Origin of the sequence: Pseudomonas sp. GD03842 (assembly GCF_029841165.1) — a bacterium.
GTDB lineage: Bacteria > Pseudomonadota > Gammaproteobacteria > Pseudomonadales > Pseudomonadaceae > Aquipseudomonas.
This window is the reverse complement of the sequence record NZ_JAOCEA010000023.1, coordinates 60,902-83,293: the sequence shown is the minus strand read 5'-3', so window position 1 is coordinate 83,293 and position 22,392 is coordinate 60,902. Positions and strand designations below refer to the sequence as shown.

Sequence of the window (22,392 nt, the reverse complement as noted above, 5' to 3'; positions counted from 1 at the left end):
TTGCTGCGGATGGATCACCACATTCGGCGCTGTGACCGGTTCGTTGGACACATCCAGCTGATCCAGATTGAGCAACGGCACGTCACCCACCGGTACGCGATTCAACGCCGCATCGTGGGAGATCAGCAGCTTCACGCCACCGTCTTCGAGCATGTAGCGCAGGCGTTCGGTCGGGTAATCCGGGTCCAGCGGAATGTACGCACCACCGGCTTTCAACACCGCCATGAACGAAAGCCACAGATCGATACCGCGCTCCATGGCGATCGCCACCCGCACCTCGGTGCCGATGCCACGGGCGCGCAACGCATGAGCGAGTTGGTTGGCGCGCCGGTCGAACTCGGCGAAGGTCAGGCGCTGTTCGCCATGCACCAGGGCAATCGCCTCCGGACGCAAGCGGGCGTGATCGGCGATCAGTTCGTGAATCGGGCGATCCACGTACGGCGAGAACGGTGGGCGGTTCCAGGTGTGAATCTCGCAAAGGTCCTGCTCAGTCAGCATCGACAGCTCGCCGATGCGCGCCTCGGGGAAGCGGCAGAGGCCGTCCAGCAGCGCCTGGAAGTGGCCGCACAGGCGTTCGATCTGCCCGGCGCTGAACACGTTGCTGTGGTAGTTGACGTGGATATGGGCGTTTTCACCCGCGACCACGGCCAGGCTCAACGGATAGTGCGTCTTGTCGCTCAGTTCGACCGAGCCCAGGTTGACACCTCCAACGTGTCTTTCGCGGAGCACGTCGTCTACCGGGTAGTTTTCGAACACCACGAGGCTGTCGAACAGGTCACGCCCGGCGTGCCCGGCGTAGCGCTGGGCCTCGAACAGCGGCGTGTGTTCGTGTTCGCGCAGCTCCAGGTTGTGGGCTTGCAGGTCGTTGAGCCAGTCGCCGACCTTCTGCTGGGCGTCCGGCGCCTGCACCAGCGGCAAGGTGTTGATGAACAGGCCGAGCATGCGCTCGATGCCCGGCACCTGCGCCGAACGGCCAGATACCGTCGCACCGAAGGCCACGCGTTTCTGCCCGGTGTAGCGCTGCAACAGCAGCACCCACACCGCCTGAATCAAGGTGTTCACGGTCACGCGCTGACGGCGTGCCGCGCTGTTGAGCAGTGCGCTGTCCAGGTCCATCGACTTGACCAGCACTTGCCTCGGCAGCGGCTCGCCAGTGGCTGATAGGGGCGCCGTCAACGCGGTGGCCATCAAAGTCGGCTGCTCGAAACCGGCCAAATGGCGTTGCCAGAAGTTCGCGCTTTGTTCGGCATCGCGGCTCAGCAGCCATTCGACGTAATCGCCGTAATGCCCGGCAGGCATCGGCGCGACGTCCGACATCGCTGCCTGAATCACTTCACCCAGCACCGCCGCACTGCTCCAGCCATCGAGCAGGATGTGGTGGAAGGTCCAGACCAGTTTCCACAAGGTCTCGCTCTGGCGCACCAGCAACACCCGCATCAGCGGCGCGTCGTGCAGGCTGAACGGCGTTTCCCGCTCAGCGGCCAGCACATCGGCCAGGGCTTGATCGCTGTGGCGCAGGTCCAGTTCGCGCACCTGCAACGCCGCATCGCGACGAATCAATTGCACCGGTTGCTGAGTGCCGCTCAGGCGCAGGAACGAGGCGCGCAGGATCGGATGACGCTGCACGGCGGCGGTCCATGCGGCCTTGAAGCGGGCCAGCGGCAGGTGGTCGATGTCCAGCGCAACCTGATTGATGTACAGGTCGCGGGCATCGTCGGCACCTTGGCTGTCCGCCAGCTCGCTGTGGAACAGCAGGCCCTGTTGCATCGGCGTCAGCGGGTAAAGCTGCTCAATGTCGCGGGCGGCAACCGGCAATGCGTCCAGCTGCGCCTGGGTCACGCTCAGCGACGGGAAGTCCGACGGGGTGACCGCCGACCGGGTACGGCAATGAGCGATGACGGCGTCCAGCGCATCGGCGTAGGCGTCCAGCAGGCGTTGAATGGACGCCGCTTCGTGACGTTCGCCGCTGTAGCTGCAGGTCAGGCTGAACTGGCCGTCACGCACTTGGGCATCGATGGACAACTCGCAGGCCAGGGGTGCATCGGCGGCACGCTGATCGCCGCTGCTTTCGGTCGCCAGGTGAAACAGACCACTGCTGTTCTGCACGCGGCCCATGTAGTTGAACAGCACACAGCCTTCCAGCACAGGGAGCGCTTCGCCGCGCAGATGGCGCAGCAGGCCGTAGCCCAGCCCGCCATGAGGTACAGCGCGCAGGGTCTCCTTGGTGTGTTTGAGGGCGGTGTCGAGGTCGTCGTCGGCGTACAGGCTGACCGGGTACAGACTGGTGAACCAACCCACGGTGCGCGCCGCATCCAAGCCAGCGAACAGGTCCTCGCGGCCATGGCCTTCCAGTGCGATCAATGCACGGGGTTCGCCGCTCCACTGCTTCAGCGCGCGGGCCAATGCGGTCAGCAGCAGGTCGTTGATCTGGGTGCGGTACGCCGTCGGGGCCTCGTTGAGCAACGCTTGCGTACGTTCGGCATCCACGTGCAACCCCAATTGCTGCACCCCGCCTTGCTGCGATGTGCCTTGAGGGTTGACGCAAGGCAATGGCGGCGCGACAGGCAGGCTGCGCCAGTAATCGGCTTGCGCCAACACCGCGTCGCTGTAGGCGAAGTCCAGCAGACGGTTGGCCCAACGCTGGAACGAGAGGCCCTTCTCGCCCAGGTCGACAGTCAAACCTGCCTGCGCCTGAACGTAGGCGTTGTGCAGGTCTTCCAGCAGCACGCGCCACGACACCCCGTCCACCACCAAGTGATGCACCACCAGCAGCAGCCGCTCACTGCCGCCTGCCAGCTTGAAGTGCACCGCGCGCAGCAGCGGGCCGTCTTTGAGATCGAGGCTGGCTTGCGCCTCGTTGCAGGCGTGAGTGAGCTGGGCCGCGTCGATCTCACGCTGCCACAGCAGGCGATCGGCGCTTTCGTCGGCGCGATAGCGCTGCTGCCAATGGCCGTTGTCCTGCCGCACGAAAGCCATGCGCAGCGTATCATGATGCGTGACCAGCGCTTGCAAGGCCTGCGCCAGTGCGGCGGCTTCCAACGCCTCGCTCGGGGTCAACAGCAACGACTGGTTCCAATGGCTGCGACGACGCATCGGTTGTTCGAAAAACCAGTGCTGGATCGGCGTCAGCGGAATGTCGCGGTTGAGTTCGATACGCGCCAGCGCAGCGGCTTCATCACGATTGACCACCTGAGCGACCTGCGCCAGCTCAGCAATGGTCTGGCGCTCGAACATCTGCCGAGGCGACAGTTGAATCCCGCGTTTCTTCGCACGGGAAATGATTTGCAGGCTGAGGATGGAATCGCCGCCCAGCGCAAAGAAGTTGTCTTGCCGACCGATCTGCTCAACGCCGAGCAAGTCTTGCCACAGGGCGGCCAGTTCGCTTTCGACCCCGTCCAGCGGCGCTTCGAAGTCCCGCTGCTGCACCTGGGGCTCGGGCAAGGCCTTGCGGTCCAGTTTGCCGTTGGCCGACAACGGGAATTTGTCCAGCATCACCAGATGCGCCGGTACCATGTAGTCCGGCAGGCGTTGTTTGAGTTGGGTGCGCAGTTGCTCTTCGTCAAACGCCTCGGCAACCAGATAGCCGACCAATTGCATGCCGGTGGCGAGTTGGCGGGCCACGACCACGGCCTCGTTGACCGCAGGGTGATCCAGCAACGCCGATTCGATCTCGCCGATTTCCACCCGCAAGCCGCGCAGTTTGATCTGATGGTCGAGACGGCCCAGGTATTCCACGGCGCCGTCTGCCCGCCAGCGGGCCAGATCGCCCGTGCGGTACAGGCGCTCGCCGTGGCCGAACGGGCTGGCCACGAAGCGCTCGGCGGTCAGGCCGGGGCGTTGATGGTAGCCGCGAGCCAGCCCGGCGCCGCCGATGTACAGCTCGCCCGGCACGCCAATCGGCTGCGGGTTCAAGCGGCTGTCGAGGATGTGGATTTGCAGGTTGGCAATCGGACGACCAATCGGCACCGACGCACCTGGCTCATTGACGCACGTCCAGTGGGTGACGTCGATGGCGGCTTCAGTCGGGCCATAGAGGTTGAACAGCCCGGCGTTCGGCAGGCGCTGCAAGGTGTCCCGTGCAAGGTCCGCAGGCAGGGCTTCGCCAGAGCAGACGATGCGTTTCAGCGAGGCGCAGCCAGAGAGGTCGTCCTGGGCCATGAACGCGGCGAGCATCGACGGTACGAAGTGCAGCGTGGTGATCTTGTGTCGTTCGATCAACGCGGTCAGCAGCGCAGGGTCGCGATGATCCCCCGGCTGGGCCATGACCAGACGCGCCCCGACCATCAACGGCCAGAAGAACTCCCACACTGAGACGTCAAAGCTGAACGGAGTTTTTTGCAGCACGGCGTCGGTGGCATCGAGTTGATAGGCGTCCTGCATCCAAGCGAGCCGATTGAGCAACGCGGCGTGGGTGTTGCCTGCGCCCTTCGGCTTCCCGGTCGAACCGGAGGTGTAGATCATGTAGGCCAGTTGTTCAGGATGAATCTCGACAACCGGCGCGGTGACGGGCTGATCGTCCAGTGCCAGACGATCCAGGTTCAGCACCTGCAAGCCGTCGACAACAGGCAGGTCATCGATTACTGGATCGTGACTCAACAGCAAACCAATCCCGGCGTCTTCGAGCATGTAGCGCAAGCGGTCCACCGGGTATTCCGGGTCCAGCGGCACGTACGCAGCGCCCGCCTTCACTACCGCGTACAAGGCCACGACCATTTCCACGGAGCGCAGCGTTGCCACACCGACCAGCGATTCACGGCCCACACCTTGAGCACGAAGGTAATGCGCGAGTTGGTTGGCACGTTGGTCCAGTTGCTGATAACTCAACACCTGATCGCCACAGCGCAAGGCTTCACGCGCAGGATGCAGCGCGGCGAAGCGCTCAAAATGGCGATGCACGACCGGCGTTTCAGCCGACCATTCACGACTCGTGTCGTTGACCAAGGCCAACTGCGCACGGTCCTTCACATCCAGCACGTCGAAGTCGCCAATCGCCGCGTCGGGCTGCTCCAGCAATTGCGCGAACAACTGCACGAAGTGCCCGTGCAGGCGCTCGATGCTGCTGGGGTCGAACAGGTCAGTGGCGTAGTTCCAGTTGCCTGCCAGCTCACCGGCGGCGTTTTCCCAGGTGTGCAGCGCCAGGTCGAACTGTGCGCTGCCGCTGTCCAGCGGAATGAGGGTCGCGCTCAGGCCGGGCATCAATTGCAGCGCTTCGTCCTGGCGCTGCTGATGGTTATAGAGCACCTGAAACAGCGGGTTATGGCTCAGGCTACGCTCAGGGGCCAGGGCGTCCACCAGTTGCTCGAACGGCAGGTCCTGATGAGCCTGCGCGCCTTGGGAGGTCAAGCGCACGGCGTCGATGATCTGGTTGAAGGTGGCGTCGGCCGTGACCTCGCCACGCAGAATCTGGGTGTTGACGAAGAAGCCAATCAGCCCTTCGGTTTCAGCGCGTTGACGCCCGGCAATCGGCACACCAATGCGCAGGTCGGTCTGGCCGCTGAGGCGCTGCAGCAACACTTGATAGGCAGCGAGCATCACGGTGAACAGGGTCACGCCACGCTGTTTCGCCACCTCGCGCAGGCGGGCAGACAGCGCGTCGTCGAAGCTGAACGGCAGGCGCGCGCCGCGATAGCTCTGTCGTGCAGGGCGCGGGCGGTCAGCGGGCAATTCCAGCACGGGCGGCTCGTCGCCCAGTTGCTGTTTCCAGTACTCCAATTGGCGGTCGCCCTCGCCGGCTTCCAGACACGCGCGTTGCCACAGGGCCACATCCGCATAGTTCAGCGGCAGCGCCGGGAGCGGCGAATCATCGCCCTGCAGCGCGGCCCGGTAGGCCTGGACGAAGTCCAGCAACAGCACCTGAATCGACCAACCGTCGGCGATGATGTGGTGCAGGCAGACCAGCAACACATGTTCGTCTTCGCTTCGTTTGACCAGCGCCACCCGCCACAGCGGGCCTTGGGCGAGGTCGAACGGGCGACGGGCGAACTCATCGGCCAGGCGTTGCTGCTCAGCGTCATCGGCGGCGCTCAATTGTTCGAACGGCATCGCCTGGGACGCCAGAACCACCTGCTGCGGCGTGCCGTCTTCGGCGCTGTCGAACACCGTGCGCAGGCTGGCATGACGCTCGGCGACACGGGCAAATGCCCGTTGCACGGCGGCCACGTCCAGCGTGCCCTTCAGGCGCAGCGCGCCCGGCAGGTGATAGGTGCTGTTGCCCGGTTCCAGCTGCTCAAGGAACCACAGACGCTGCTGAGAAAAAGAGGTCGGACTGCGCTCGTCTGCCACGCCGGAGGGGATCGGCAACGCCGACGCGTCCAGCCCCTGCTCACGCAACTTGCCCAGAAACACCCGGCGCTGCGCCGCGCTGAGGCTGAGGAAGCGGGTGGCCAGTGCCAGCAGCTTGCTGTGCGAAGTCATGCTCGGTTGCGACATCAGTTGCTTTCCTCCAGCTCATTCATTAACTCGTCCAGCGCATCGAGGCGGTCGAGCGTCAGGGTCTGACCCTGCAAGGTGTCGATCAGGGCGGCCTGTGCGGCGACGGTGGTGGCCTCGAAGGCTTGCGCCAACGGAATGCTCACGCCCAGGCGCTCGCGAATGCGCGACAACAGCCGTGTCGCCAGCAGCGAGTGCCCGCCCAGTTCAAAGAAGTTGTCGTCGCGACCGACCCGCTCGACGCTCAGCAGGCTCTGCCAGAGTTCGGCGAGGATTTCCTCGCGCTCACCCTGTGGCGCTTCGAAATGGCGCGCCTGTACGGTTGGCGCAGGCAAGGCCTTGCGGTCCAGCTTGCCGTTGGCGTTGCGCGGCAAGCGCTCCAGCAGCATGACGTGGGCCGGGACCATGAACGCAGGCAGTTCTTGACCCAGCGCGGTCTTGAGCACATCGGTGGACAGCGCGTGCTGAGCCTCGGCAACCACATAGGCCACCAATTGCGGGCCGTGGGGGGTGGGTTGCGCGCTGACCACGGCGTCGCGCACCGACGGTTGCGCCAGCAGCACGTTTTCGATTTCGCCCAGCTCGATGCGCTGGCCGCGGATCTTCACCTGGAAGTCGGCACGACCGACGTACTCCAGCGCACCCTCGGCGTTCCAGCGGGCCAGGTCGCCGCTGCGGTACAGGCGTGCGCCCGGCTCGCCAAACGGATCCGGCAGGAAGCGTTCCGCGGTCAGGCCCGGACGCGCTGCGTAGCCCCGCCCTACCCCGACCCCACCGATGTACAGCTCGCCCACCACCCCCGGTGCTGCCAGTTGCAGGCTGGAATCCAGCACGTAGAGGCGGTTGTTGTCGGTCGGGCGACCAATCGGCATGTTGGCTTTGGCAGCCGGCGCGGCGGTCAGGGTGTGCAGCGCCACGTCGTCGGCACATTCCGCCGGGCCGTAGGCGTTGACCAACGGCACATTGGGGTAGCGGTTGAACCAGCGGGCGGCCAGGTCCACCGTCAGCGCCTCCCCGGTCGGCAGCAGCCAGCGCAGCGCGTCGAGCCTGTGCGGCGCCACGGCGAGCATGCCGTCGATCACCGCCGGCACGCACTCCAACACACTGACCTGATTGGCCACCACTTCTTCCAAGAGGCGTTGCGGGTCGTGCACCACCACGTCCGGCAGGATTTCCACACGGCCTCCAAACAGCGGCGCCGTGAGGAATTGCCACACCGAAATGTCGAATCCGGTGGCGGCGGTCTGAGCGATCACGTCGCCCTCACCCAGGCGCAAGTACGGCAGCTTCGACATCTGGTTGTTGAGCATGCCGCGCTGGTTGACCATCACCCCTTTCGGCTCGCCCGTGGAGCCGGAGGTGTAGATGACGTAAGCCAATTGTTCGGCGCTGGCGTAGCGGCCCGGATTGTCATCACGGCCGGTCGCCAACAGCTCTTCCAGAATCAGCAGTCGCGGTTTGTTGGTCTCGACCCCTTGAAGAATTGCTTCGACCTGAGCGAGGCAGTCCCGTGGTGTCAGCAACACGGGCGCCGCGCTGCTCACCAACATCCGCGCGCTGCGCCCGGCCGGGTGGCGATCATCCAGCGCAAGGTAGGCAGCACCGGCTTTGAACGCGCCGATGATCATGCTCAGCAGCGGCAAGCCACGCGGCGCGAACAGCGCCACCACGTCATCGCCCTGCACACCCGCTGCCATCAGGCCGTGGCCGATGCGGTTGGCGTGGCGATTCAACTGGTCGTAACTCAGGGTCTGGCCCTGGCAACGCGCGACCTCCCGCGACGGATGCGCCTGCACGCGGGACTCGAAACGCTCCAGGTAACTGATCTCATACCAGTGCCTCTGCACTGGCCCTTCACCGTAGCCCAGCAATTGCGCGCGCTCGGCCTGCTCCAGGACTTGCAGTTGGTCGAGGGTCTGCTGCGGGTTGTCGATCAGTTGCGACAGCAGGCGGCGGAAATGCCCCACCAGCGTCGTCATGTCGGCGTCGTTGAAGTGACGGGTGTCGTAGGTCAGCTGCAATTGCAGCGATTCGCCTGGCAGCAGCACCACGGTCAACGGGTAGTTGGTGTGGGTGCGGTTGGCCAGCGGGTTGATCCGGTATTCGTTCACGGCCTGCTGAACCTCGGCGCCCAACGGAACGTTTTCAAAGACGAACAGGCTGTCGAACAGCGGCTGGCCACGGGGGGTGTCGGCCAACAACTGGATGTCCGCCAGCGACATGTGTTCGTGCTGACGCATCTCGGCGTTCTGTGCCTGCAATGCGTTGAGCAACTCCAGCGCCGAGGTGCCCATGCTCGGACGCTGAACCCGCAGCGGCAGCGTGTTGATGAACAGGCCCAGCGCGCCTTCGATGCCCTCCAGTTCGGTCGGACGACCAGCGACCGTGACGCCGAACAGCACTTCTTCGCGGTCGGCATGGCGCATCAACAGCAAAGCCCAGGCCGCCTGCACGAAGGTGTTGGCGGTCAGGCGATGTTGCCGGGCCTGATCGGCCAGTTTCGCGGTTTGCGCATTGCCAAGCGCCAGGGTCACGTCGCGCATTTGCGGCTCACCGTGAGGGCTGTGGCGATACGGCAACGGCGTGACCTCGGTGAACCCGGCCAGCGCCTGGCGCCAGTAATCCCGGCTGACCGCTTCGTCCTGCTCGGCGAGCCAGGCGAGGAAGTCGCGATAGGGACGTGCGACAGGCAGACTGACGTGGCGGCCGTCGAGGAACGCCCGGTAGTGGGCGAAGAACTCGGTGAGCATCAGGCCCCGGCACCAGGCGTCGATCAGGGCGTGGTGGTGGCTCTGCACGATGCGGTAATCCGCCTCGCCGAACTTCACCAACCGCAGGCGCAGTAGCGGTGCGCGGGCAAAATCGAAGCCTTGCTCGCGCTCGGCGGCCAACACCTCGTCCAGTTCGGCCTCAGCGGCTTCGCGGGACAGGTGGCTGAGGTCGATCAGTTGTGCCGGGGACGGCACGCGGCGCATGACCACCTGGCGCTGCACACCGCTTTCCAGACCATGGAATGCGCTGCGCAAGGCCGGATGACGCTGCACCACCTGCTGCCAGGCGAACTTGAATGCCTCGAAATCCACCGTGCTGCCAACCTCATACTGGTCTTGCATCAGGTAGATGCCGTTGCCGCGCTCCAGCAGGCTGTGCAGCAGAATGCCCTGCTGCATCGGGGCCAGCGGCAGGATGTCTTCGATCTCCCGCGCCGGGATCGCCAGCGCGTCCAGTTGTGCCTGATTCAGACCGGCCAGCGGGAAGTCCGAAGGCGTCAGACCGGCGTTCCGTTCATCGCAGCAATGGGCAATCAGGTGCACCAGTTGCTCGCGGTACAGCGCTACCAGTTGTTCGATGCTTTCGCGGCCAAAGCGCGCGCTGCTGAAGGTCCAATCCAAGTGCAACTGGCCGTCGCGCACCTGGCCATCGATCGCCAGCGCGTTGGCCAGGGGACCTTGCGGGTCGCGCAGATTGTTCGGTGTCTGGCTGGACAGCGAGAACAGCGCACCCTCGGCCTCATCGAAACGGCCCAAGTAGTTGAACGTCACCCCCTGCCCCACCAGTTCGGGCAGGTCGGCTTTGGACAGGTATTTGAGAACACCGTAGCCCAGGCCTTTTTCCGGCACGGCGCGTACGGCCTCTTTGACCGCTTTCAGCGTGGTGATGGCGTCGTCGCTGGCTTCCAGTGCCAGTGGGTACAGGCTGGTGAACCACCCGACACTGCGGCTCAGATCCAGCGGGCTTGCACCATCGCCAAAGACCTCCTCGCGGCCGTGGCCTTCCAGGCTGATGACATGTCGACGGCGCCCGGTCCACTGCGACAGCGCCTGGGACAGCGCGGCCAGCAGCAGATCGTCAATGCGGGTGCGGTAAGCCGCGGGCGCTTCACTGAGCAGACGACGCGTGTCGTGCGTATCGAGGGTCAGGCTGACGCTTTCGCCCGCGCCGATCAGGCTTTGAACGGAACTGTCCCCTGGCAGGCAGGCATCGTCCGCGGTGTAGCGTTGCCAGTGCGGCAATTGAGCGGCCAGGGCCGGGCTGCGTGCCAGGTCTTGGAGGGCCTGCGACCAGTTCTGGAAGCTCGCGGTTTTCTCGGCCAGCGCCACGTTTTGCCCGGCGACAAGACGGCTGTAAGCGTGGTGCAGATCCTCCAGCAACACGCGCCACGACACGCCATCGACAACCAGGTGGTGAATCGCCAGCAACAAACGGCCTTCGCCCGACGGCAGGCGCGCATGCACCACCCGCAGCAACGGCCCGGTCTCGATGTTGAGGCTGCGTTGGGCTTCATCGCTCAGCGACGCGAGGTCTTCTTCGCGGGTCAACTCGCAGGTCCACAGCAGCCGCTCGACGTTCTCGGTCTCGCGATAACGTTGCAACCATTGGCCATCGTCACCCTGGTGGAAGCTCAAGCGCAGGCTGTCGTGTTGCGCGAGCAATGCGTCGAGGGCCTGCCGCAACCGCGCGTTGTCCAGTGCGTTCGGCAGGTTGAGCAACAGCGACTGGTTCCAGTGGGAGCGCTGGGCCACCGGCAACGCAAAGAACCGCGCCTGAATTGGCGTCAAGGCGAAATCGCGGGGCGCGACCGGTGCGACAACCGGCGCAGCAGCGGGCTTGGTTTCTGCGACCACAGCGACCTGCGCCAGCTCGGCGATGGTCTGTTTCTCGAACAATTGCTTGGGCGTCAGGCGGATGCCCTGACGACGGGCACGCGCGATGATCTGCAAGCTGAGGATCGAGTCGCCCCCCAACGAGAAGAAGTTGTCATGCCGCCCGACGGCCTCGACGTTCAGCGCCTTTTCCCACAACGCGGCAAGGGTAGCTTCAACGCCCTCATGGGGCGCTTCGAACTGTGGCGACACTGCCTGGGGGGCGGGAAGCGCGGCGTGGTCAAGCTTGCCGTTGGCCGTGACCGGAAACGCCTCCAGCGTCAGGACGTGGCTCGGCACCATGTAGTCCGGCAGGCTGTCAGCCAGTTGCGCACGCAAGGCTTCTCCATCGACCGTCGAACCCTGGGCGATCAGTGCGTACGCGATCAATTGACCACGGTCATCCACCCGCACATGAGCATCGCGCAGGCCACCGAGCTGACGCAGGCGCTGAGCGATCTCTCCCAGCGCCACACGATAGCCGCGCACTTTGACCTGATCGTCAGCGCGGCCGAGGAACTGAATCTGCCCGTCGGCCAGAAGGCGAGCCCGGTCGCCGCTGCGGTACAGGCGAGCGCCGTCGCCGTTCGGGTCGGGGATGAACGCCGCTGCCGTCAAAGCCGGTCGGTCGTGATAACCGCGGGCAAGGCCAGGGCCGCCGATGTACAACTCCCCGATGTCGCCCTGCACCACCGGTTCCAGCCACTCATTGAGAATCCACGCCGAGGCGTTGGGCAGCGGCCGGCCAATGGGGGCGTTTTCACGGGTCGGCAGCGCCGTGGACATCTCGTTGCTGAGCACGCCGACGGTGGTCTCGGTGGGGCCATAGTGGTTGATGACGCGGCACACGGGCTTGAGGCGCTTGATCTGCGCCACCAGCTCCCATGGCAACGCGTCACCGCCCAGGATCAGCGCATGCTCAGGCAGCACATCAGCGGCACGCGTCGCTTGCAGCAGGCCACCGAGGTGCGTCGGTACGATCTTCAGCACGCCCACCTTGTGCTCAGCCATGTAGGCCGCGAATCGGTCGGCGTCCTGGGCGCGCTCCGGGCTGATGAGGTGCAGCGTGCGCGCCGAACACAGCGCACCAAACAGCACGGTGTGGCCCAAATCGGCGCCCACGGTGGAGACCATCGCCATACTCGCATCGGCTGCAAACGCCAAGCGTGCGAGCACACCCTGGACGTAATCGGCCAATGCGCCATGGCTGATCACCACCCCTTTCGGCGTGCCGCTGGTGCCCGAGGTGTAAACCAGGTAAGCCGCCTGCTCAGGGTGCGGACGCAGGTTCAGTGCGATTGCCGGTTGCGAGCGCCATTGCGCAGTCGCGTCGACCGCAATGACTTCACCCTTGAAGTCCGCGGGTGTTGCGGCGTCGCTGATCAACCAGCGCGCCCCGCTGTCCGCCAGCACGAAGGCCTGACGTTCTGCGGGCCACTTCGGGTCCAATGGCACGTAAGCCGCGCCCGCTTTGAGGACGGCGAGCACGCCGACGACGAACTCGACCGAGCGTTCCAGCAACAGGCCGACGCGGCTTTCAACGCCCACACCCGCCTGACGCAGATGCTGTGCCAGACGATTGGCATCGGCGTCCGCCTTAGCGAAATCGATGTGCTGTTCTTCACAGCGCAGAGCCTGACGTGCCGGCTGCGCAAGCACGCTGGCGTCCCACAGGCTCAACACGTCGCTGGCCGGGAACGGCACCGCTTCGGCGTCCAGTCGCGACGGCACGGCAGCGACCCGCAAGTCCGCCAGCGGTGCGGTCGGCTGAGCCACCACCTGCGCACAGATGCGCAGCAAATCCGCGGCGAAACCGGCAATACGTGGCTCGTCGAACAGGTCACAGGCATAGGTGAACACCGCTTGAATGCCTTCGGCGGTGTCGGTGATGTCCAGCCCCAGGTCGAAGTGCGCGGAGAAATCATCCAACTGGTTGACGTCCATGCGCAGACCGCCCATGTCGACGTTCTGCGGCAGCGGGAACTGTTGGGTGAATTTCACTTGGCACAGCGGGTTGTGGCTGAGGTTGCGGGAAACGCCCAGCGCCTCCACCACCTGTTCGAACGGCAAATCCTGGTGGTTCTGCGCGCCCAGGGCCACGTGTTTGACCGCTTCGATCAAGGCGCTGAAGGCGTGCAGGGGCGAGATTTCGGTGCGTAGCACCAGGGTGTTGACGAACAAGCCGATCAAGCCCTCGGCTTCGGCGCACGTTCGCCCTGCCACCGGCACGCCCACCCGCAGGTCGGTCTGGCTGGTGTAGCGGTGCAGCAGCGCCTTGAAGGCCGCGAGCATGACCATGAACAGGGTCGCGCCGTGCTGGCTGGCGAGGTCGCGCAGGCCCTGACTCAGCTCAGCGTCGAACGCAATGGCATAGCGGGCGCCGCGATGGCTTTGTTGCGCCGGGCGCGGACGATCGGCAGGCAGGGTCAGCACGGGGTGGGTAGCGCCCAGACGGGCACGCCAGTAGCTGAGTTGACGCTCGCCCTCGCCATCGGCCAGACGGTTGCGCTGCCAGGCGGCGAAATCGGCGTACTGGATCGGCAACGGCGCCAGTTCCGGACTGCGGCCCTGAACATGAGCGTTGTACAACGCCGCCAGCTCTTTGAGGATGACCTGCACCGACCAACCGTCCGAGATGATGTGGTGCAGGACCAGCACCAGTTGCCGCTGGTGCTCACCCAGACGCACGCTCAACACACGCCACAGCGGCCCGGTTTGCAGGTCCATGGGTTGCTCGACGGCGGTCTTGGCCAATTCGCCCAAGGCCCGCAACGGCTGAGCATGCAGGCTCAGGTCATGCTGTTCGATGAACACCGGCTGAGGGGCATGAATACGCTGCACCAGCACTTCATTGGCATCGATGGCGAAGGTGGTGCGCAGGCTTTCGTGACGGGCGGCGAGATCGTCGAAGCTGCGTTGCAGGGCGACGTCATCCACGGCGCCACTCAGGCTCACTTGCCCGCACAGGTGATAGGCGCTGCTGTCGGGTTCCAGTTGCGCCAGGAACCACAGGCGTTGCTGAGCGAAGGATTGCTCGGGTGCGCTGTCGCGAGCAATCCGCGCCACGGCAGTCGGACGGTCAGCGCCTGGCCCCAGGCTGGCAACATGGGCATTGAAGGCACCGAGGGTCGGATGTTCGAACAGGTGAGCCGGCTCGAGCTTCAGGCCCAGCTCGCGGTTGAGACGGGACAGCACTTGCACCACGCTGACCGAATCGCCGCCACGGGCGAAGAAATGATCACTGGCTTGCAAGCCGTCCTTACCTAGCACTTCGCGCCAGGCTGCCACGACTTCCGGCATCAGCGGTGCAGCGTCGACGGTGCTGCCGGCCCCTCCGGCATCCAGCAAGTGACCGTCCTGCCAAATCGCAAAACTGTCGAGGCTGCCGTTCTGCCAGCCAACGCGACACGCCGAGCGTTGCAGCTTACCGCTGGTGGTACGCGGCAGCGCGCCAGGCTCCAGCAGCACCATGACTTTCGGCGCCACCAGAAACAGCTCGGTGACCGCATCGCGCACGGCTTCGCAGATCATCTGGGGCTTCATCAAGCGACGTACGTTGCGGCTGATTTCCAGCGCCAGGCCCACCCCTTCGGCGCCCTGCTCGTCGGTCACTGGGAAGGCGGCGATGCGCCCGCGACGCAGCAGCTCGACGCGCTTTTCCAGCGACTGCTCGATGTCTTGCGGGTAAAGGTTCTGACCGTTGAGGATGATCAAGTCCTTCAGGCGGCCGGTGATGAACAGCTCGCCGTCGCTGGCGATGCCCAGGTCGCCGCTGCGCAGCCAGCGCTTGCCGTCTTCTTCAACGAACGTCTGGGCCGTGGCTTCGGCGTTCTGCCAATAGCCCTGAGCGACGCTTGGACCGGCGATCCAGATCTCACCGACCTGGCCAGGTTGCAGCACTTGCTGGCTCGCCGGATCGACGATGCGCAGGTCGTGATCCGGGCGGCACCAGCCACAACCCGGCAGGCGACTTGTGGAGTTTTGATTGGCGAACAATGCCTCGTCGGCGTCGCCTGCGGCGAGCTGGCTGCCGTCGAAGCGTTTGATGCCGAACGGCGCGTCGCGGTGGGCGGCGCTGACGTACAACGTCGCTTCAGCCAGCCCATAACTGGGGGTCAAGGCGCGACGGTCGAAACCTGCCGCAGCGAAATGCTCGCTGAAAGCGTCCAGCGTGGCGATACGAATCGGCTCGGAGCCAGAGAACGCCAGGCTCCAGTTGTCCAGCCTTAGCTGCTTTACCGCACTCGGTTTGATGCGCTCGACGCACAGGCGGTACGCGAAATCCGGGCCGCCGGAGAAGGTGCCGTTGTACTGGCTCATCGCTTCCAGCCAGCGCGCGGGACGCCCGAGGAAGTAATTCGGCGACATCAACGTCAAGGTGCCGCCGTAATACAGCGGCAGCAGCAGGCCGCACATCAGGCCCATGTCGTGGTACAGCGGCAGCCAACTGACCCAGCTTTCCGACGCCGCATCGCTGACGAAATGGCGGGCCATGGCGATCTCGTTGGCCATCAGGTTGTCGTGGGACACCATCACGCCTTTCGGGGCACTGGTCGAACCCGAGGTGTACTGCAGAAAAGCCAACGACGCAGTGTCGATCAGCGCGGGCTGGAACCGCCCTTCCCAGCCGCCGACCTCTTCGACGGCCACAAAACGCCCATGGGCGGGCATGAAGGGTTGCAGCAGGTGCTGGAATTTATCCAAGTCTTCGCGACGGCCGAGCACCACGCCAGGCGCGGCATCCTGGAGAATGCCGGTCAGGCGGTCCAGGTGGGTCTGGCGGTTGTACTCGGGGGCGAAGGCGGGCACGGCAACGACATTCGCGTAGAGGCAGCCGAGAAACGCCGCCGCGTAATCAGCGCTCGTCGGCAGGATCAGCACACAACGCTCGCCGCCCTGGGCCCCCAAGTGATGCTGCAACATGCCTGCAACGGCGCGCGCCCGCTCATCCAGTTGCGCATAGCTCGTCAGTAGCGGGGGCTGGTCTTCGTGGACGATGTGTCGAAGGGCAATCCGGTCCGGCTGGTGCTGCGCGTAAAAGCCCACCAGTTCGGGATAATGCGCGGCCTGATCGCGTATGGATTTCATGCGTTCACCTATTTGTTTCGGCAAGCATCAACCCACGGAAGGCCGAACAGGCCTCCCGCAAGGTCGTGAAAAGGGATTGGGTGGCCGTCCTCGGCCACCGTCGTGACGGTCTAGCGCGCCAGCTTCAGCGCCACGCGCTCATGGGGCTGCGTCGGTCGGTTGGAACAGGGTTGCTCGTACTCGGCAAAGATCGACTCCACCACTTCCTGGGAGCGCACGGCCAACACCGACAGCAGTGTGTCGCTCAACCCATGGCTGTCCTCGCAGCAACCCTGAAGGAAGATGCCCGCTTCGCTGCCCGCCCGCAGCGCCAGGCGGTAATCGCGGTCGACGGTCACGCCCTGGATGTGTTCCCCGAGACCGGCCAGGAGCTCGAGGTGATAGTCGCGGCGGTAACCGGTGGCCAGCACCACGATGTCGAAGGACGCGCTGTGAGTCTGGTCAAGAGCCGAGTCCTGCAGGAACAGCTCGATACCCGCGGCGCCGACTTCGGCATGCACCACTTCGCGGTTGGTGAGCAAATGATGACGCTCCTCGCCCCGAACCTTCTGCTGGTACATGCGCTGGAAAATGGTTTCGATCAGGTCCGTGTCGACGACGGAGTAGTTGGTGTTGCGGAATTCGGTGAACAACGCGTCTCGCCGCGCTTCGCTGTGGTTGAAGATGGTATCGGTGAAGGAGGGGTTGAAGATCTGGTTGACGAATGGGCTGTCGTCGGACGGCTTCAGCGCACTGCCACGGATCACCAGACTGGCCTCCACGTTGTCGAAACGGCAGGCCAGGTCCTCGAAGATTTCCGCCGCGCTCTGCCCGCCGCCGACGACCGCCACGCGCACCGGGCCCGGACGATTGACCAGCAATTTTTCAATGCCGCCGCGGTAGCCCGCCGAGTGCAGGACACGGGGGTCGTGCACGCCGTCGAAGGCCGCCGGGGTCTGCGGGACGCCGCCGATACCGAACACCAGATTGCGCCCGCGACGACGGGAAATACCGCCACCCGGGCCTCGGGAAATCACATCCACCGCGATGAAACGCCCGTCCTGAACATGTGGCTCGACCGCGATCACTTCCTCACCGTAGTGCGCCTGCTCGTTGAAATGCGAGGCCGCCCAGCTCAGGTAATCGGTGTACTCCTCACGGGTCGGGAAGAACGTCTTGAGGTTGATGAAATCCTGCAACCGCCCCCGCTCCTTGAGGTAATTGACGAAGGTGAAACGGCTTGCCGGGTTGCGCAACGTGACCAGGTCCTTGAGGAAAGATATCTGCATGGTGGAGCCGTCGATCAGCATGCCTTCGTGCCAGTTGAACGCGGGCTTCTTTTCGAGGAAACACACCTGGGGCGCCAGCCCGTTACGCAATGCGTGCTCTTGGGTGGCAATCGCCAAGGCCAGGTTCGACGGGCCGAAACCAATGCCGATGTAGTCGTAGACGAGTTCCATGCTTCCCTCTCGTTAGGAGCGATGCGTGATGAGGTCCAGCGCGGGAGTGAGCCATCTCACATACGCCAGGGGCAGGTCACACGCATCGAAATGAGTAAGACTGATTATCATTACAAAGACGCCTGAGCCCATCGGCTGTTTAGTCTTTGCGGCTGAAAAACTTACAAAGCCTTTACGACTTCCCGTGCGTACGCGCCGCCGATCTCCTCCACGGCATCCCGACTGGCGTGCTCGCGGCGGTCCCCCTGCAATTCGCTGAGTTGGCCCGACTCCATCTTCACCAGACGGTCCGCCACATCGAAGTACTGATCGTCGTGGCTGATGGCGAACACGGTGACCCCAGCCTGCTTGAACATCGGCAGCAGCTCGCGGTAGAAAAACCGGCGAAACAACGGGTCCTGGTCGGCGGCCCATTCGTCGAGCAGCAGGATGTCGCGGCTTTCCAGCAGCGCCAGCAGCAATGCCAGGCGTTTACGCTGGCCTTGGGAAAAACGCGTATCGAGGAGGTGCCCTTGGCCGATCTGCACTTTGTGCTTCATGTGCAATCGATCTAGCCAGTGCTCCACCTGCACGGTGTCGGCGTCCTGCCCCTCAGCCCCCAGCAGTTGCGAAAACAGGTGGAAGTCCGTGAACACACTGGCGAACAGGCGACGGTAAGCCAGCCAGTCGTCCGCGCCGATCACGCGGCCGTCGATCAGAATGGCGCCTGCCGACGGGCGATAGAGACCGCTGAGCAGACGCGCCAGGCTGGATTTTCCGCTGCCGTTGCCCCCCATCAGAAACACCGTCTCTCCCCGGCGCAGCGTCAGGCTGACGGGCCCGACATCGAAGCCAGGCTCGTCCCCCTGACCCGGGTAGTGATACTCGACATCGCGCAGCTCAAGGGTCTGCCAGTGACCGACGATATGGCTCGGCGCGATGTCGAAGCTTTCGTGATGCTCGGCCAGTGCCAGCGACTCGACCTTGTCCAGCGCCACCCGGCCGGACACCTGCGCGGGAATCGCCGCCACCGCCAAGACCAAGGGGGTACGCATGAACAGCACCGTCAGCGCATAGGTGGCCGCGACTTCGGTCGGGGCCCACCCCAGACCGTTAGCCAGATAAAACGCCAGGCCGATGGTGCCCAACACCATGATGTTGGCCCAGTTGCTTGCCAGCCCGTGGTAACGATCAGCCAGGGTGAAATGCTCGCGATAGCGCAACGCGGCACGGTCGAACGTTTCCTCATAGAGGCGACGGGCGCGGTCGCGGTTGAGGGTCAACTCCTTGCGACCGTCGATCACTGACTGGTAGCTCTGATAGAGCTTGTCCTCCGACTCCCGCAGCGCGCGGATGTGGGCATTGAGTTTGCCCACCAGCAGCCAGCCAACGCCCAGGGTGAACGCCATCCAGCCCAAGGTGGTGATGAACAGTGACGGTGACAGCCAGGCCAGGTAACTGAAGGCGGCCAGGCTGAGCACTGAGCCGTAGATCAAATCCGGCAGTTGCACGAAGGCCATGGTCACGGCCCTGATGTCGCTGGACAGGCTGGCGTAGATTTTCGCGCCGCCAATGGACTCAATCCGCTCGATGTGGGTGTCCAGCAAACGCTTGACCATCACCCGGCGCAGGCCGTACACGAAACGATGCCCCAAGGCGGTCAGCGACAGCGACGCCCCCGAGGCGAGCGCCAGCAACACCACCAGCATCAGGCCAAACTGCCACAGTGCTGTGCCCAGCCCTTCGTGGACGCTGATCATGCGCTGGTTGACGAAGGCGATCACGCCCACGCTCAACAGGCCGCTGCTGATGCTCAGCAGCAAAACCATCGCAAGCGGCCAGCGGTATTGCTGGAAGACCAGACGAACTAATTTCATGAAAAACTCCGGCAGAAAGCGAAAAACGAAAAGGAGTACAACCGCACCTAGATGTCGCCCAGCCGCGCACGGCAGTGGGACAGCGTGTCGCGCAGCAGAAAGTTGACCATGGTGGGGGAAGTGCCAATGACCTTGGCCACATCGCGCTGGGTGTAGCCCTGGATCTGGCTGAGGTTGAAAACGATGCGCATGCGCTTGGGCAGTTCGTTGAGCGCGCCCACCAGTTGGGTCACCGATTCACGCCCCGCGAGGACGCGCTCCGGGGAGACCTCGAACCGAGGCTGCTCGTCGAGCTCGGTTTCGGCGCCATGGCTGCGCTCGAGGCGCTGACGGCGCAGGCGGTCGATGGACAGGTTGCGCACCACCCGAAACATGTAGCGGGCAGGCTCGACGGAGGCGAGATCGCTCTCGAGCATCTTCACGAACGCGTCCTGCACCACGTCTTCGGCGCGTGCGCGACAGCCAAGAAATTTCGCCGCCAGACGCAGCAGCCCTTCTCGATGGGTGTGGTAGGTGCCCATCAAGGCATCGAGACGCGGGTCCATGGACGCACAAGACCCGCCAACGCACGTGGAGCGAACCCGGGTGGACTGGCTCATTGCAGGTTGAAAATCCATCTTGCTCGACATCCCTGGTTACAAAGGAACGCGAAGAATAACGCAAACGATTCTCATTGCAATGTAAGAAATTTTACCGTTACGCGAAACTTTCGTTATAAGTCGGTGGTCGTTCCCCGAGCTGGGGCATGGCGGCAACATGCTAGCAATAGCGCTGTAACCCGCTGATTTGAAGGCGCTTGCCCTGCCCTGCTACGCCCAGTTGCCATTGCACGAGGGCCAGGTGCAGGGCAATTCCCGCTGGCAGAAACAGATGGCTTCACGACGAAGATCGGTGCGACCTGAGACACAAGTCGCACATCTGACCTGCCCTACTGCAGTAAGAGCAGAGTTGCATGGCGCGTCGGAGGTTTCTGCATCCAGCGCGGCCAGCATTTCAGGGTGAGTCAGGGTTTCAATCGCAGTTCCAGATATTGCAACAACATGATGGTCTTGCCATCGGCGATCTCTCCGGACTCCACCATGGCAAGCGCTTGTTCGAAGCTCAGCTCCAGCACTTCGATGTCTTCTCCTTCCTCTTCCAGGCCACCACCGGTGCTGACCCGATCATCCGGCCGATACTCACCGATGAAGAAATGAATTCGCTCGGTGACCGAACCCGGGCTCATGAAGGCTTCGAAGATCTTGCGCACCGACCTGACCCGGTAGCCGGTTTCTTCTTCAGCTTCCAGGCGAATGCGCTCTTCGGGGCTCGCGTTGTCCAACAGCCCGGCGGCCGCTTCGATCAGGTAGCCATCATGGTCGTTGACGAAGGCGGGGAGGCGGAACTGTCGCGTCAGGACGACCGTACGGCGCTCCAGGTTGTAGAGCAGGATGGTTGCGCCATTGCCTCGGTCGTAGACCTCGCGCGTCTGGGGCTGCCAAGTGCCGTCACGCCGCTTCAAGTCGAAGCTGTATTTCTTCAGCACGTACCAGTTGTCAGAAAGGGTTTCTTCGGCGGTGATGCGGATAGGGGGACGAGACATGGATGGCCTGGTGACGGTGGGTGCCCGATGGAAGATGGCACCACCCTAGCAGGACTTCCCGAACCGAGCGAACGCTGAACGAGCGCTCAACACTGGCTCTCATCCGGGGCTAGCACAGCCCACTGCTCGAGATCAAAGGGGGAAACTATCGATTGTGTCGATATCCAACATGCTACGCAGCGCCGTTCATTTCGTGCGCCAGGCACGGGATCATCACGTCATCGACCCACTGAACAAGGATTTTCCGATGTCCATCAACATGACCATCCTGCTAATGCTGATCGTGTCCTTTTCAATCGCCTTGGCAGGGGTTGCACACAGTTGACCGCGCACGGTCAACCCGCGAATTGACGCTACCGGGCCGACCGTCGCCTTTCACGGGTCACTCGTGGAAGTCCGCCACGGTGTCCTGGCTTCCTACGAAGAAACTGTCTGCGACGATCCGCAGCGGCTGCAGGTCCAGATCGCTGCGTTTGGCCGCGATCAGTTGCGCAAAATGGCGGTACATCGCTGAGTACTCCCCCTCTTCCGACAAGGTCTGAATCGCACCGTCCAACGTTGCCACCGCCCCGCCGCCGTCCAGGCGCATGACACCGGCGTCCGTGTGCAGCTCGATGCGCCACAGCTCATTGTCGGAATGGTCGAAATCGAACTCGGCCAAGACCTGCACGCCTTCCCCATCGCGCAGATTCAGCGTGGCGGCAATGGGCGATTGGCAATTGCCCGGCACCTTCAGGTTTGCCGACGACACGAACAGCGGATTCGGCAGCAGGTCGGTGACGATGGACAGGGCATTGATGCCAGGATCGAATACCCCCAGCCCTCCCGCCTCCCAGATCCACGACTGACCGGGGTGCCATTTACGCACTTGCTCCTTCCAATGCACGACCACCTGGCGCAAACGCTGGCCCTCAAGCCAGGCTCTGGCATGGCCCACTCCCGGCGCAAAGCGCGAGTGCCAGGCGAACAAACCCGTCACGCCGGCGCGGCCCACTTCATCGATCAGCGCATAGGCCTCGCCCAATGTCGAGCAGGGAGGCTTCTCCACCAACACATGCTTGCCCGCCCGCACGGCTTGCTCGACGAGCCCGTAGCGGCCTTGCGGCGGGGTGCAGAACGCAATCGCATCCACCTGCGGCGCCTTGGCCAACAGTTCGGTCAGCGAACCGAAATTTTCCACCTCGGGACAGGGTCGCCCCATCGTGGCCACGGCCACCAAGTCGAACTGCGGGTTGGCCCGGATCGTCGGGACATGTTGATCCTGCGCGATCTTGCCGTACCCCACCAATCCAAGACGAATCGGACGCATCGATGACTCCTGTGATCTTGTCGTTATTGTCTACAGACGCAGCGCC

The 22,392-nt window shown here is 63.9% G+C and carries 8 protein-coding genes; 1 reads left to right on the top strand and 7 read right to left on the bottom strand.

The features are described from left to right. The 6 genes from N5D61_RS24815 to nudK all read right to left on the bottom strand — a co-directional run. Window positions 1–6,429, bottom strand: a 6,429-nt coding sequence (locus N5D61_RS24815; protein WP_279894560.1) for a non-ribosomal peptide synthetase, incomplete at its 3' end; no start/stop codon positions are given. After that, complete coding sequence (locus tag N5D61_RS24810; protein WP_279894559.1) at window positions 6,429–16,160, bottom strand: non-ribosomal peptide synthetase; 9,732 nt, start codon at window positions 16,158–16,160, stop codon at window positions 6,429–6,431. The genes N5D61_RS24810 and N5D61_RS24815, both read right to left, overlap by 1 nt. A 110-nt stretch (window positions 16,161–16,270) precedes the next feature. After that, window positions 16,271–17,599 (bottom strand): lysine N(6)-hydroxylase/L-ornithine N(5)-oxygenase family protein, encoded by a 1,329-nt coding sequence (locus tag N5D61_RS24805; protein WP_279894558.1) that lies wholly within the window; start codon window positions 17,597–17,599, stop codon window positions 16,271–16,273. 161 nt (window positions 17,600–17,760) lie between these two features. Further along, window positions 17,761–19,455, bottom strand: a complete 1,695-nt coding sequence (locus N5D61_RS24800; RefSeq protein WP_279894557.1) for a multidrug ABC transporter permease/ATP-binding protein — start codon at window positions 19,453–19,455, stop codon at window positions 17,761–17,763. 47 nt (window positions 19,456–19,502) lie between these two features. Continuing rightward, window positions 19,503–20,000 (bottom strand): sigma-70 family RNA polymerase sigma factor, encoded by a 498-nt coding sequence (locus N5D61_RS24795; protein WP_158541445.1) that lies wholly within the window; start codon window positions 19,998–20,000, stop codon window positions 19,503–19,505. A gap of 458 nt (window positions 20,001–20,458) precedes the next feature. Continuing rightward, entirely contained in the window at window positions 20,459–21,037 is a 579-nt protein-coding gene (gene nudK, locus N5D61_RS24790; protein ID WP_108239998.1) for a GDP-mannose pyrophosphatase NudK, read from the bottom strand. A 169-nt stretch (window positions 21,038–21,206) separates the two neighbouring features. On the opposite strand from nudK, the gene N5D61_RS24785 reads away from it, so the two are divergent. Further along, window positions 21,207–21,362 (top strand): hypothetical protein, encoded by a 156-nt coding sequence (locus N5D61_RS24785; RefSeq protein ID WP_279894556.1) that lies wholly within the window; start codon window positions 21,207–21,209, stop codon window positions 21,360–21,362. 57 nt (window positions 21,363–21,419) lie between these two features. Here the strand turns inward: N5D61_RS24785 and N5D61_RS24780 are convergent, their stop codons facing one another. Then, window positions 21,420–22,346 carry a Gfo/Idh/MocA family oxidoreductase gene (locus N5D61_RS24780; protein ID WP_279894555.1) on the bottom strand — a complete coding sequence of 309 codons (927 nt, stop codon included), beginning with the start codon at window positions 22,344–22,346 and terminating at the stop codon, window positions 21,420–21,422. Between the last annotated feature and the right edge of the window lie 46 nt (window positions 22,347–22,392).